This is a genomic window from Massilia sp. NBRC 108631, assembly GCF_059704565.1.
This window is the reverse complement of record NZ_BAAKJE010000247.1, coordinates 16,204-29,688: the sequence shown is the minus strand read 5'-3', so window position 1 is coordinate 29,688 and position 13,485 is coordinate 16,204. Positions and strand designations below refer to the sequence as shown.

The 13,485-nt window shown below is 67.0% G+C and carries 11 protein-coding genes; 6 read left to right on the top strand and 5 right to left on the bottom strand.

Annotation, left to right across the window (positions count from 1 at the left end):
* The first annotated feature begins 114 nt into the window (after positions 1 to 114).
* Entirely contained in the window at positions 115 to 894 is a 780-nt protein-coding gene (locus AC6H42_RS26950) for an enoyl-CoA hydratase (RefSeq protein ID WP_057158260.1), read from the top strand.
* A 1-nt stretch (position 895) separates the two neighbouring features.
* Here AC6H42_RS26950 and AC6H42_RS26945 read toward each other — a convergent pair whose 3' ends face one another.
* The gene (locus AC6H42_RS26945) at positions 896 to 1,438 is read right to left on the bottom strand and encodes a hypothetical protein (RefSeq protein ID WP_157201174.1); all 543 of its coding nucleotides are present in this window, start codon (positions 1,436 to 1,438) and stop codon (positions 896 to 898) included.
* Positions 1,439 to 1,664: 226 nt separating this feature from the next.
* Here AC6H42_RS26945 and AC6H42_RS26940 point away from each other — a divergent pair, with 226 nt between their 5' ends.
* Entirely contained in the window at positions 1,665 to 2,051 is a 387-nt protein-coding gene (locus tag AC6H42_RS26940; protein WP_157201173.1) for a hypothetical protein, read from the top strand.
* Here AC6H42_RS26940 and AC6H42_RS26935 read toward each other — a convergent pair.
* The 4 genes from AC6H42_RS26935 to AC6H42_RS26920 all read right to left on the bottom strand — a co-directional run bounded on the left by AC6H42_RS26935 (position 2,036) and on the right by AC6H42_RS26920 (position 6,207).
* Complete coding sequence (locus AC6H42_RS26935; RefSeq protein WP_229418368.1) at positions 2,036 to 2,722, bottom strand: substrate-binding periplasmic protein; 687 nt, start codon at positions 2,720 to 2,722, stop codon at positions 2,036 to 2,038. The two genes, AC6H42_RS26940 and AC6H42_RS26935, sit on opposite strands and share 16 nt — an antisense overlap.
* A 125-nt stretch (positions 2,723 to 2,847) precedes the next feature.
* Complete coding sequence (locus AC6H42_RS26930) at positions 2,848 to 3,924, bottom strand: PEP-CTERM sorting domain-containing protein (RefSeq protein ID WP_497549344.1); 1,077 nt, start codon at positions 3,922 to 3,924, stop codon at positions 2,848 to 2,850.
* A gap of 54 nt (positions 3,925 to 3,978) precedes the next feature.
* Entirely contained in the window at positions 3,979 to 4,740 is a 762-nt protein-coding gene (locus tag AC6H42_RS26925) for a substrate-binding periplasmic protein (protein ID WP_497549343.1), read from the bottom strand.
* Positions 4,741 to 4,833: 93 nt separating this feature from the next.
* Complete coding sequence (locus AC6H42_RS26920; protein WP_497549342.1) at positions 4,834 to 6,207, bottom strand: family 43 glycosylhydrolase; 1,374 nt, start codon at positions 6,205 to 6,207, stop codon at positions 4,834 to 4,836.
* 208 nt (positions 6,208 to 6,415) lie between these two features.
* On the opposite strand from AC6H42_RS26920, the gene AC6H42_RS26915 reads away from it, so the two are divergent.
* The 4 genes from AC6H42_RS26915 to AC6H42_RS26900 all read left to right on the top strand — a co-directional run bounded on the left by AC6H42_RS26915 (position 6,416) and on the right by AC6H42_RS26900 (position 13,409).
* Positions 6,416 to 8,947 (top strand): TonB-dependent receptor plug domain-containing protein, encoded by a 2,532-nt coding sequence (locus AC6H42_RS26915; RefSeq protein WP_057158255.1) that lies wholly within the window; start codon positions 6,416 to 6,418, stop codon positions 8,945 to 8,947.
* Between the two features lie 12 nt (positions 8,948 to 8,959).
* Complete coding sequence (locus tag AC6H42_RS26910; protein ID WP_497549341.1) at positions 8,960 to 9,877, top strand: SAM hydrolase/SAM-dependent halogenase family protein; 918 nt, start codon at positions 8,960 to 8,962, stop codon at positions 9,875 to 9,877.
* A 55-nt stretch (positions 9,878 to 9,932) separates the two neighbouring features.
* Positions 9,933 to 11,591, top strand: a complete 1,659-nt coding sequence (locus AC6H42_RS26905) for a magnesium transporter CorA family protein (RefSeq protein ID WP_057158253.1) — start codon at positions 9,933 to 9,935, stop codon at positions 11,589 to 11,591.
* Between the two features lie 210 nt (positions 11,592 to 11,801).
* Positions 11,802 to 13,409 carry a tetratricopeptide repeat protein gene (locus AC6H42_RS26900; protein WP_497549340.1) on the top strand — a complete coding sequence of 536 codons (1,608 nt, stop codon included), beginning with the start codon at positions 11,802 to 11,804 and terminating at the stop codon, positions 13,407 to 13,409.
* The last annotated feature ends 76 nt before the right edge of the window (positions 13,410 to 13,485 follow it).

Below are 13,485 nucleotides of genomic sequence, written 5' to 3'. Positions count from 1 at the left end.
CTGGTATCATCGAACGCGTATAAGCATCGCTGATAGCTAACTGAAGGCGCCGCGGCACAACCCCGGCGCCTTTTTTCACGCCCCTTTTTCACGTACGACGGAGACAAAGAGAACATGGATATTCTGAGCAGCAAGGCCAACGGCATCCTCACCATCGAGTTCAACCGCCTGGAGCGCAAGAACGCCATCACCACGGTAATGTACCAGGCCATGGCCGATGCCATCAGGGACGCCGAGCAGGACGCCTCGGTGCGCGCCATCCTGATCACCGGCAAACCCGAGATCTTCACCGCCGGCAACGACCTGGACGACTTCCTGAAGACCGCCAAGCCGGCCGACGGCGCCGCCTTTACCGACCGTCCCGTGTTCCAGTTCATGCGCGCGCTGAGCGGCTCGAGCAAGCCGGTGGTGGCGGCCGTTTCCGGCGCGGCGATCGGCATCGGCACCACCTTGCTGATGCATTGCGACCTGGTGTACGCGGCCGACACGGCCAAGTTCTCGGTGCCGTTCGCGCAGCTGGGCCTGTGCCCGGAGTTCGGCTCCAGCCTGCTGATGACGCAAGCGGCCGGCCACGCACGCGCGGCTGAAAAGCTGATGCTGGGTGAACCGTTCCTGGCGCAGGAAGCCTACGACATGGGCATCGTCTCGAAAGTGCTGCCGGCCGCCGACGTGCTGGCCTACGCGCAAGGCCAGGCCGCCAAGCTGGCCGCGCTGCCCGCCACCTCGGTCCGCAACACCAAGCGCCTGATGAAGGCCGGCCGCAACAGCGAAGTGCAAGCCGTGATCGAAACCGAAGGCCAGCTGTTCGGCCAGATGCTGCTGGCCCCGGAAGCGAAGGAAGCCTTCACCGCCTTTTTCGAGAAGCGCAAGCCGGACTTCAGCCAGTTCAACTGATTCATCGCCCGCCTTCCGGCTTCGGCGGCGCGCTGGCCGGCGAAGCCGGTGCTGTCGGCGCCAGCGGCGTGGGCGGCAGGCGGCTCTGGGTGGCCTCGAACATGACCACCAGGCGCTCGAACATCGGCTGCACCTGGTCGGCCCGGATGGCGCCGTTCATGTAGTACTGGCATAGCGAGAACACGCCGGTGCGGAAGGCGTCCAGCGGGGCGTTGCGGGCGGCCAGCACGGTGACGTTGCTGTCGAACGCGTCCTTCAGCGAGGCGTCGCCCTTGGACGGCAGCTTGAGCGAGGTGTCCAGGCTGGTTTTCAGGCCGGTGGCGGTGTCCGGCGGCGGCTCGGCGCAGAACAGCGGCTTGGCCGAGCCGGGCGGCAGCTGCGACACCACGATGGTGCGGCGGTCGGCCGACAGCGACACCGTGGACAGCGCCTCGCCCACCTTGTCCTCCACCACCGGCCGGTTGTAGAACGTGCCCAGCGACGAGGCGCATCCCGCCGTCATGGCCGCCACGGCGATCGTGGCGGCTGTAAGTTTCCTGAACATGGTGGTCTCCCGGATGTATGGCCATGGCGGCGTCTGCCCGATCAGCATAGGAGAGCGCGGACCCGCCGGCCGGCCTATCTGAGCTAGGCTTGATCCAGCGCAAATAGCGTGCCGCCGGTTGCTGATGGGCCCGGTTGCCTTTGCTTACATTCATGTTCTTGCGCGACACAGCGGCCGGGCCGGCCTTGTCTATAATCGCCTGAACGGCGAGGCTTGGGAGGCGATCATGGCAGTGAACCAATCGGTGTTTGTGGAGCTGGATTTTTTCCTGTTGATCGGGCTGTCGCTGCTGCTGCCGGCGGCGATCTACGGCTACATGATGTGGAAGCGCGCCTTGTCGCGCCCGGCCATCTTCGGCTTCGGCCTGAGCCTGGTCGTGCTGGCCGGCGTCAACGTGGCGGTATTGCGCCGCTTGGCGGAACTGACTGCGCACACGCCCTCGCTGCTGGACGACCAGTTGTTCGCGTCCGGCATTTCGCTGGCGCTGTACTTGGTGCCGGCGCTGTTCGCCGGCGTCGGCATCAACATCATTTCGCATTTGCTGGTCAGCCATTTGACCGAGGCCGAGCGGCGCTACCGGCGCCAGCACCGCAGCGGTCAGTTCAAACCGTAGCGCGCGCGGATGGCGCCCAGCGTGCCGTTCTGCTCCAGGCGCGTGATGGCGGCGTTGATGCGCGCCAGGTCCGCCGCGCTGGTGCTGGCGGCGTTCAGCATCAGGTGGGCCGGGGCGCGGAACGGTACCCAGGGCACGGCCGCCAGCGTCACGCCTTGCCGCTGGGCCTCGTGGCGCAGCGCGGCGCTGTCGCCCATGATGACTTCGGCGCGGCCGGCCTTGAACATGCGCATCCCCAGTTCGTAGCTGCCGAAGGGATTGCGCATGCCGGATGCATCGAGCTGGGGCAGGGCGCGCGCATAGCTGTCGCCGTACCAGCCGCCGCGCGGCGTCAGCAGCATGATGCGCTGCCTGAGGATGGCTTCGAAGCCGTCCAGGCTGCGGTAGCGGGCCGCATTGGCGGGGCTGGTGAACAGGCCCACGGTCTCATTGCGGTAGGGCAGGCTGAAACGGGCGAAGCTGCGCCGCTCGGGGGTTTCCGAGGCGCCCAGCGTCAGGTCCAGCTTGCCCTGCCTGAACTCCATTTGCCGCCGCAGCGACGGCAGCGCCATCTGCACCTGCAGCGTGCAGCCGGCTTCTTTCATGATAGCTTGCGCCAGCTCGTAATCCAGCCCGGACAAGCCGCCTCGCTCGTCGATGAAAATATAGGGCGGCCAGGGCTCCGGCGCCATTTTGAGATTGCAGGCGTTACCGGAAGCTGCCAGGGAACACAGTGCCGCTGACAGCAATAGGGTGCGTCCGCTCATGTTTATGCCGCTAGCGTTAAAACCCCAATGTGCCAGAACTGCCCGGAATGTCAAGTTTGCAGGCGACCGGCCGGCGTTTGCCCGGGCCACCGGCGCCGGCGCGCGCGCCACGCCAGCAGGGCCAGGCCGCCCGAGAGCATCAGCCACGCGCCGGGTTCGGGCACCGGCGAGAGCAGCATCAGCACATCGTCGCCATAGCGGGTGGTGCGGCCCACCGCCACGATCTGGTTGCTGTCGTTGATGTCGTAGGCGTGCCGCACCGACAGGCCGAGCGCCGGATCGAGCAGGCTGTCGAGCCGGTAGCTCTGGCCGTCTGCATACAGGAAGGCGGCCGGCCACTGCGGTTCCAGCAGCGGCAGGTAGTAGCCGACGATGCTGTCATGCGCGTTGACCGCCCAGCCGTAGCTGCGCGTGCCCAGGCCGGGCAGCAGTTCCAGCACACCGTCCCGGTATTTGAAGGCGGTCTGCGAACCTTCCACACCGGGCCCGGTGTTGATGTGGCCCGTCACCGTGCCGGCTTCGCTGATGTCGTGCGTGAAGCCCTGGTTGTCGCTGATGACGGTGGTTACGCCGTTTTGTTGGAACCAGGCGCGGTTGTAGCCATTGTTGATCTGGGCATGGCCGGCGATCTGCCCGGCATTGTTGATGGCGATGGCCGAGCCGATGAAGTTCGACGGCAGCCGCACCGTGCCGATGATGCCGTTGGCGTAGCGGGCCGGGGTGCCGTTGCGGTGTCCTACCGCCTGCCCCAGGTCGTTCACGCCGTAGGCGGCGGAGACCAGCGCGCTGCCTGGGTCGAGATTGGTCATCACCCCGGCCTTCCATTTGAAGGCCTTCTGCACGCGCGCCGCGTCGTGCGCAATGCCGACCACGGTGCCGTCTTCGGCCAGGCCCAGCACCTGGCCGGCCCCATTGGCCGCGCCCAGCGAGCCAAGCACCTGCAGCTGGCCGTTGACGTAGGCGCTGGGCTTGCCGCCCACGGTGCCGGCGATCATGCCGCTGTTATTGATAAACCAGGAAACGTCCACGCTCGCATACGGGCCGAGGACTTGCGCCCGGTAGCTGGGGGCTGCGAGGGCCAGCAGCGGGACTGCCAGCAAATTTGCGAGCAACATGCGATTCAGCATTTTTCACTCCACGATGTGCGTATCGGGAGGTCCATGCTACGCCTGCCGGGCTGCTCAGCGCACACCGTAGCGGGTGCGGATGGCGGCCAGTGCGCCGGTCTGTTCCAGGTGCGCGATGGCGGCGTTGATGCGCTCCAGCTGCAGCGGCGTGGTGCTGGCCGCGTTCAGCATCAGGTGCACCGGCGCGCGGAAGGGGACGAACGGCAGTGCGGACAGCGCCACGCCGAGGCGGCGCGCTTCATGCCGCACGGCGGCGGCGTCGCCCATGATCAATTCGCCGCGTCCGGCCTTGAACATCAGCAGCCCTTGCTCGAAGGTGGCGAAGGTGCTGCGGCGCGCGGCTGCCTCCAGTGCCGGGATGGCTTGCTGATAGCTGTCGCCGTACCAGCCCGCGCGCGGCGCGAGCAGGGACAGGCCGCGCGCGGCGATGGCGTCGAAGCCGGCCAGGTCGCGCAGGCGGGCGGCGTTTTCAGGGCTGGTGAACAGGCCCACGGTTTCATTGCGGTAGGCCGTGCTGAAGCGCGCGTAGGCGCGCCGTTCGGGTGTGTCGGAGGCGGCCAGCATCAGGTCGATCTGGCCCTGCCGGAACAGCAGCTGCCGCCGCAGCGCCGGCAGCTCGGTCGCCACCCGCAGCGTGCAGCCGGCCTGCTTCATGATGGCTTGCACCAGCTCGTAGTCCAGGCCCGACAGCTGGCCCCGCGCATCGATGAAGATGTAGGGAGGCCAGGCTTCGGGCGCCATGGTCAGGCTGCACGCCTGCGTGGCTGCGCCCTGGAAGCACAGCGCGGCGGCAAGAAAAATGGTGCGGGCGTACATGGTCGAATTCGCCAGCCGGTAAAGCTTCAATGTGACAGAACCGGCTGGAAAGTCAAGCTTGCAAGCAGGGAGTTGCCCTTGGCTGCACGCGCATCAGGGGCGCGTCAGCGTCCACTGCTGATTGGTGCCGTTGTTTTGCGTGTACTGGATGATCTGCGCATTTTCCGCCGTGCTCTTGTTGGCGACATCCAGTACCATGCCGCTAAGCAAGTTCTTCACGACGTAGTAGCCGCTGGCCGGGCTGCTCACGCTCCAGTGCTGGCCGTTGCCGGCCCAGTAGCCCCACTGCGCGATATTGGTGCCGGCGCTGCTGGAGTTGCCGTAGTTGTCCAGGCTGAGCAGGCTGTTGGCGTTGATGAAGCTGTACTGGCCGTCGCCGTGCGCCACCGCGTACCACTGCTGGTTCCTGGCGCCGCTGTAGCTTTGCTGCTGCACCATGGCGCCGTTGACGGTGGACGAACCGGCCACCGCCAATGCCTTGCCGCTCAGGCGCGAGGTCAGCACGTAGCGCGCGTCGCTCAGGCCGCCGCAGCCGTTGAAGTCGGTGAAGTTGCGGGTCAATACCGGCCAACCGCCGCTGTAGGTCAGGCGCTGGATGTCCAGCTTGGCGTTGCCGCCGTCGTTCAGGTCGTAGTAGTGGATGGAGGCGAAGTTGCAGCCGTCCTGTTTCAGCACGCCGACGTGGCCCGGGCCTTTGTATTTGCCGTCCACATTGGGCAGGATGGTGCGCGTGCCGGTGTAGGGGCCGGTCACGCTGGTGGCGCGCTGCACCTGCACGTAGTAGGTGCTGTCGGCCCCCTTGCAGCAGGCGCCCCGGTTCACGTACAGGTAGTAGTAGCCGCCTTCACGCACAATGTAGGGCGCTTCGATATCGGCATGGCCGCCGCCCAGGATGGGCGTGACATTGCCGGCCAGCTTGCCGGTGGCCTGGTTGATCTCGGCCACGCCGATGCCGCCGAAGAAGGAGCCGTAGGACATGTAGACCTTGCCGTCATGGTCGCGCAACAGGGCCGGGTCGATGGCGTTGATTTCGCTGGCGCCGCCGAACGATTCCACCACGATGCCCAGGTCGGTCCAGCTGGGATTTTTCAGCGAGGCTGAACGCGCCACCCCGATGGCCGAGGTGGACGTGCCGAAGGTGGACACCGAGTAGTACAGGTAGTAGTAGCCGTTCATGTGGATCACGTCCGGCGCCCAGAACGAGCCGCTGAAGTTGGGCACCTTGGCCGCGATCCAGGACGGGTAGCTGCTGAACACTGGCGCCGGGCCGCCCTGCCAGTTCACCATGTCGGTGGATTTCGAATACCAGATGCCGGTGCCGGTGGTGAAGTTGAACCAGGTGTCGCCGTCCTTGGTGAGCGTGCCGGGATCGTGGGCGTTCTGCAGGCCGCCAAGGCTGATGGCGTGGGTGGCGGGGGCGGCGAGCGCGCACAGCGCCAGGCACAGGCGTGCCAGTAGCTTTTTCATAAGGTCTCCGTTTGATTTTTTATGGTGGTACTTCTTGTGCATTGCGCAGCCAGCTTAGGCCTGCCGTGCGCGCGCCACCAATCACATTTTTTTGGCGACCGATACCGGCTTTGGTATCGCGCTTTGCGACTATGCATATACGAAATGGCAAGTTGGGATTTGGATTTGCGGCGGTTAAGATCGCTGCAACCATCTTGCAAGGAGCCGCATGAACCGCCCCGCCATTCCCCAGCATTCCGTGCCAGCCACGCCGCGCCGCCTGGCGCTCGCGTGCGCCGCCTTGTTTGCGGCCGCCAGCACCGCCACCGCCGCTTCCGCCGAACTTGCCTCACCCGCCGTGCTCGAGCCGCAAGCGCCCGCAGGCGGGACCGCGGATGCCGCGCCCATGGACCAGGTGACCGTGGTTGGTTCGCGCGCTCGCAACCGCACGGTGTTCGACAGCACGGTGCCGATAGACCGCTTCGGCGCGCGCGAAGTGGGCAACGCGCTGGCCTCCGGCGACGTGGGCGCCGCGCTGCAGAACCTGTCGCCCTCCATCAATTTTCCGCGTATCGAATCGAGCGGCGCATCGGACTCGGTGCGCGGCATCCAGCTGCGCGGCCTGGCGCCCGACCAGGTGCTGGTGCTGGTGAACGGCAAGCGCCGCCACGCCAGCGCACTGCTCGACACCGAGAGCAGCTTCGCCGGCACCGTGCCGGTGGATATCAACGCCATCCCTGCGAACGCCATCGGCCACATCGAGATCCTGCGCGACGGCGCCGGCGCGCAATACGGCAGCGATGCGGTGGCGGGAGTGATCAATATCGTGCTGAAGAAGGCGCGTAGCGGCGGCGCCGCATCGGTGGGCTACGGCGCCAACCATACGGACTTCCAGCCGACCGGCCGCACGCTGACTGACGGCCGCACCAGGACCGCCAGCGCCGACTACGGCGTGGCGCTGGGCGAGGCTGGCTATCTGCGCTTCGGCGCCGAAACGCGGCGCCGTTCGCCGACCGAGCGCGCCGGTCCGAGCGACGCCGCCTGGACCTCGTGGAACGCCACACCGGCCGACATGGCCCTGGACGGCCAGGTGCTGTTCAAGTCCGGCGATGCGAAACAGGACAATGGCTCCGCCTTCTATAACGCGCTGTTGCCGCTGGCGCCCGGCGTGGACGCGTACTCCTTCGCCACGCTGAACAAGCGCAAATCCGACGGCAGCGCGTGGTTCCGCTTCCCCGGCGATCCCGCTAATGTGCCGGCCATATACCCCAACGGCTACCGTCCCGTGACGCACGGCGACAAGACCGACGCCAGCCTGGTTGCCGGCCTGCGTTTTGAGCGGGGCGCCTGGCGCCTGGACCTGAGTGCGCGCCAGGGCAGCGACAAGTTCGAATACGGCCTGTCCAATTCCGTCAACGCCTCGCTGGGCGCGCAAAGTCCCACCAGCTTCCACCTCGCCGGGTTCCGCTTCAGGCAGGGCGCCCTGAACCTGGACGCCACGCGCGAACTGGCGCTGGGCCTGCCGGCGCCGCTCAGCGTGGCGCTCGGTGCGGAGTATCTGCGCGAAACCTACCGCAGCAGCGCGGGCGATGCCGCCTCCTATGCCGCCGGCCCGTTCACCGATGCGCCGCCGGGCGCGCAGGCCGGGCCCGGCCTGCGGCCTGCGGACACGTTCGACGGCGGCCGCCACGTGGTCTCGGTCTACGCCGACGCCGAGAGCGAGCTGACCGCGCGCTTGCTGGTGGGTGCGGCCGCGCGCTATTCCGACTACAGCGATTTCGGCAGCGCCTCCACCGGCAAGCTATCGGCGCGCTACAAGCTGGCGGACGACTTTCTGCTGCGCGGCGCAGTCTCCAACAGCTTCCGCGCGCCCGCGCTGGCGCAGACCGGCTTCCGCTTCGCCACGCTGAACTTCAACGCGGACGGCAGCGGCCTGCAGACGGCGGCGCTGCTGCCAGCCGCCGATCCGCTGGCGCGCGCATTCGGCGCGCAGCAGCTCAAGCCCGAGAAGTCCACCAACGTCTCGCTCGGCCTGGCGTGGCGGCCCGCCGCCGCCACCAGCGCCACGCTGGACGCCTACCGCATCCGCATTCGAGACCGCATCACCCGCAGCAGCGATTTGCAAAGCGGCGCCGTTACCGCCTATCTGGCCGCCCAGGGCCGCCAGGACATCCAGTCCGTGGCCTTCCTTGCCAACCTGCTGGACACCAGCACGCGCGGCGTGGATGCGGTGCTGAACCACGAGCTGCCGGCGGCGGGCGGCAAGCTGAACCTGAGCGCCGCGCTGAACGTCAACAAGACCACGCTGGAATCGGTGCGCCGCAGTTCGGATGCGCTGGCGAAGATCGATCCCGGACTGTCGCTGCTGGCCGACACCAGCCTGTTCCGCATCCGCCACGCCTCGCCGAAATCGAAGCTGATCCTGGGCGCGGACTGGCAAGGCGGCGCCTGGGGCGTGCAGGCCAAGGCCACCCGCTTCGGCGCGCTGAAGGACTTTGTGTTCGACGAGGAAGCGCCGCTGGTGGATGGCGTGAACGCGCAGCACTTCGGCGCGGCGTGGTCGGTGGACCTGGAAGCGCAGTTCAAGCTGAACCGGCAGCTGACGCTGAGCGCCGGCGGCAACAACATCTTCGACCGCTACCCGGAGCGCGTGCGCCAGACCAATGCCGCCACCTACGGCGGGGCGCTGCCGTACAACTTCATCAATCCGCTGGGCGTGAACGGCGCCTACTTCTACGGTAAGCTCACTTACACTTTTTAACCAAGGAAATCCATGAATTCCCGTATCGCCAAACTGCTGGCGCTGGCCTGCTTCAGCGCCGCCTTCAGCCAGTCTCCCGCCAGCGCCGCCGACGCGCTGGTGCTGATGACCGACTTCGGCACCTCCGATGGCGCTGTCTCCGCCATGCGCGGCGTGGCCTACGGCGTCGATCCCAAGTTGTCGGTGTCGGACCTCACGCACCAGATTCCCGACTACGACATCTGGCTCGGCGCCTACCGCCTGTATCAGACCGCCAACTACTGGCCGCAGGGCAGCGTGTTCGTGTCGGTGGTCGACCCCGGCGTGGGCACCAGCCGCAAGTCGGTGGTGCTGAAGACCCGGGGCGGCCGCTATTTCGTCGGCCCCGACAACGGTTTGTTTACGCTGATCGCGGAGCGCGACGGCGTGGCCGAACTGCGCGAGATCGACGAGAAAGTGAACCGCCTGGCCGGCTCCGCCGAGTCCTACACCTTCCACGGCCGCGACGTGTATGCCTACGTCGGCGCGCGGCTCGCTTCGGGTCAGATCAGCTACCAGCAGGTGGGGCCGCAACTGCCGGTGGAAGCGGTGGTCAAGCTGGACTACCAAAAGCCTGCGCGCCAGGGCAATGTCCTGCGCGGCATCATCCCCGTGCTCGATGAAAAGTACGGCAATGTGTGGACCAATATTCCCAAGTCGCTGCTGGACGAGCTGAACGTGGGCGTGGGCGACCAGGTGCAAGTGCGCATCCTGCACAAGGGGAAACAGGTTGGCAAGTACGTGGCGCCGTTTCACCACACCTTTGGCGGCGTGCCGAAGGGACAGCCGCTGGTGTACCTGAATAGCCTGCTGGAAGTGGCCGTGGCCATCAGCCAGGGCAGCTTCGCCGCCAGGCACCATGTCGGCTCCGGCCTGGATTGGCAAGTGGAGCTGAGCAAGCCCGGCAAATAAGGTTGTGCCGCCGCCGCATTCCGCTAGAATGGGGAAAAAAGCGGGAGGCGAGGGGATGACGGAAACCACAGCTGGCGCCAGCGCGGGCACCCATGTCCATCATTTGCGGCAGGTGCTGCTCTGGCCCCTGCGCTTGATGCCGGCCACCGGCGCCGACCATACCCATCAGCGCCCCTGGGAGGTGCTGCGCGCGCTGGGCAAGGCGGACGGCGGCTCGCCGTGGCGCGAAGTGGTCGACGAATTCAATGGCGACGCCGCCAATTTCCACGAACGCCACTACAACGAGTTCGTCACCTTTCTGCCCTATGTGCAGCGCTTCCTGTACGGCGAAGCGCGCAGCGGACGCGGCGAAACCTCGGGCGCCGGCATGCGCGTGTTCCGCCGCCACGACGTAGCCAAGGTGCGCGTGACAGCGCGCGCCGGCGACGCGCCCTTGACGCTTTCCATCGTCCACACCGACCTGTACTTTTTCTTCGACGTCGACGTGGTCATGCTCAACCTCGAAGTCAGCGCCGACAACCTGGCGCTGGAGGAAGCGCAGGAGCTGCTGTACCGCTTCGGCCGCGGCTACCCGGCAGGCTGGGACGGCGAAGGCAAGGCGCTGCACTGCATGCACAGCGTGGAATGGCTGGACGCGCAGGAGCGCGTTCTGTCCCGCTCCGATGCGCAGCAGCGCGACGCTTTCCTGTCCCATGTTTGCGAAAAGCGCGCGCCGCGTATCGCCGCGCACTGGCAGTTCATGCTGGAGCCGCTGGTGTACGACCTGAGCGATCAGGCCGGCGCGCTGCGTTACCGCCAGATCGAGTACTACCGCATGCCGGTGATGGCTTACCTGTCGCTGGAAGACCCGCGCGCCTTGTCGCGCGAGGACTTCATCCGCCTTGGACTGGTCACCGGGCAGGGGCGCGGCTCGCTGCCGTACTCGGAGCAGCACCTGAACGACTTCGAGCGGCAGGTGTGCTACGACCGCTTCTGGGGCGGCAGCGGCGCCGCGCCGGACACGCGCTACCTGTGCAGCGGCCTGTCGCTGATCGTGGTGGGCGCGGCCCGCTCGGACTTCTTCTGCTGCCGCGACCGGGGCGTTCTGGCGCAGTTCCGGCACCAGCACTTCCTGCTGTTCCTGATCGCGCACTTGCAAAAATCTTCGCTGCTGATGTTTTCGGACCGCTTGGCCGAAGCGCTGAACTGCCTGAACGTGGTGGATGCGAACAGCGTGCGCCGCTTCAAGCGCCGCATCCGTTCCTCGTTCGAGGGCTTCCTGCGCTTTACCCACCGCTACTGGTTCAAGGACATCTCGGAACAGACGCTGGTGCGCGCGCTGTACGGCATGTGCGCGGCCCAGCTGGGCCTGGAGCGCCTGCACGCCGAAGTGAAGGTGCGGGTGGAGGACATGAACGGCTACCTCGAAGCGGACAGCCTGCGGCGCCAGGCCAACACGGTGGTGCGGCTGACGGTGGTCACCATCTTCGGCCTGATCGGCACCGTGACCACGGGCTTCCTCGGCATGAACCTGCTGTCCGAAGCGGACGCGCCGATGAGCCGGCGGCTGTGGATTTTCGGCGCAGTGTTCGGCGTCACCACGGTGCTCACGGCCTACACCATGATCAAGTCCAAGCGCCTGTCGGACTTCCTGGACGTGCTGTCGGACGAGCGCCTGCCGTTCTGGACCAAGATGAAGGCGCTGGCGGCGGTGTGGCGCACGGAGCAGAACTGAATCGGCGTTAACGCGGCCTGTGCGCCCTCTGCCAGCCGGCCCTCGCCCCATGCGGCCGGGGGGCGGTGCGCCGAGAACCAGGGTGCGTATCATCACTTTCGCTGTTTTTGACGTTACAGGAAAAAACACCAGCGTTTTCAGTGACAGTCACAGGGTGAATGGCCGGCCGTTCTGGTAAGGTGCTGTTTTTGACCGAACCGAAGCCGCGCCATGTCATCACAAAGCCACCGTACCAGCCAGCTGCTGCAACAAGCCGTGGGCTTGCACCAGCGCGGCGACCTGGCGCAGGCCGAGGCGCTGTATGCCGAAGTTCTGCGCCGCGAGCCGGATAATTTCGATGCACTGCATCTGATGGGCGTGCTGGCGCGGCAGGGCGGGGCGCCGCAAGCGGCGATCGGGCTGATAGGCCAGGCCATCGCCATCGATGCGGGCAAGGCCATCGCCCATTGCAACCTGGGGGCGGCCTTGCAGGACGCCGGGCGGCAGGCGGAGGCGCTGGCCAGCTACGAACGCGCGCTGGCCCTGCAGCCAGCGTATCCGATGGCGCTGGCCAACCGCGGCAATGCATTGCGCAAGCTGGGCCGCGTGGACCAAGCGCTGGCCAGCTACGATGCCGCGCTGGCCTTGCAGCCGGCGTACCCGGAAGCGCTGGGCAATCGCGGCATTGCGCTGCACCTTCTGGGACGGCGCGCGGAGGCGCTGGAGAGTTTCGGCCAGTCACTCACCCTCAATCCCAACCTGGCCGAATCCTATTGCGGCGCGGCCGTCACGCTGCAAAGCCTGGGCCGGCACGAGGACGCCAGGCAGGCCTACCGCAACGCGATCGAGGTCAAGCCGTCGTACGCCGAGGCGTGGACCAGCTACGGCACGCTGATGCAGCGCAGTGGCGACTACGCCGGAGCGCTGGACTGCCACGAGCATGCGTTGGCGCTGCAGCCGGGCAGCGCGCCAGCGCATCTGCACCGCGCCAATGCGCTGCGTGCGCTGAACCGCGCCGGCGAGGCGGCTGCCGCTTACCGCGACGCGCTGGCCTGCGGCGCGGATGCCGCGTCGGTGGCCTACCAGCTGGCCGCGCTGGGCGAAGAGGCCGCACCGGCCATGCCGCCGCCGCAATACGTCGCCGCGCTGTTCGACCAGTACGCGGACGATTTCGACCACCACTTGCAGGACCTGCTGCAATACCGCGCACCGCAATTGCTGCTGGCCGCGCTGGACGAATACGCCGGACCGTCCGGCTTGGCCGGGCTGGCCGTGCATGCGGCACAGGCGGCGCAGGCCGTTGATGGCGCTGCCGCCGCCGCGCCCGATCGCGCCGCGCGGACCGGCATCGACGTGCTGGACCTGGGCTGCGGCACCGGCTTGTGCGGCCCGCTGTTGCGGCCGTACGCGCGCACGCTGGCCGGTGTCGACCTGTCGCCGCAGATGCTGGAGCAGGCGCGCCGCCGGGAGGTCTACGATGAACTGGCTTGCGCCGACATCGTCGAGTTCCTGCACGCGCGCGGTACGCCATGCGGACTGCTGGTGGCGGCCGACGTGCTGGTCTACTTCGGCGACCTGCAGCCCGTGTTCCGCGCCGCCCGCCGCGTGCTGCTGGACGGCGGCGCCTTCGCCTTCACGGTGGAAGCGCAGGAGGACGGCGCGCAGCTCATCGATTACTCCCTGCGCCCATCGGGCCGCTACGCGCACTCCCGGGCCTACCTGGAAGCGCTGGCGCAAGCCCACGGCTTCCAGGCGCGCAGCATCGCCGAACAAGTGCTGCGCAAGGACGACGGCCAGGATCTCACCGGCCTGGTCGCGGTCTTCGTCCGTTTATCTTGATCAGCCTCAACATGTAGCAGAGGCCGCTGCGTCACAGCAGGGCTTTTCGCCATTCCTGATGTGATGTAATGCATCA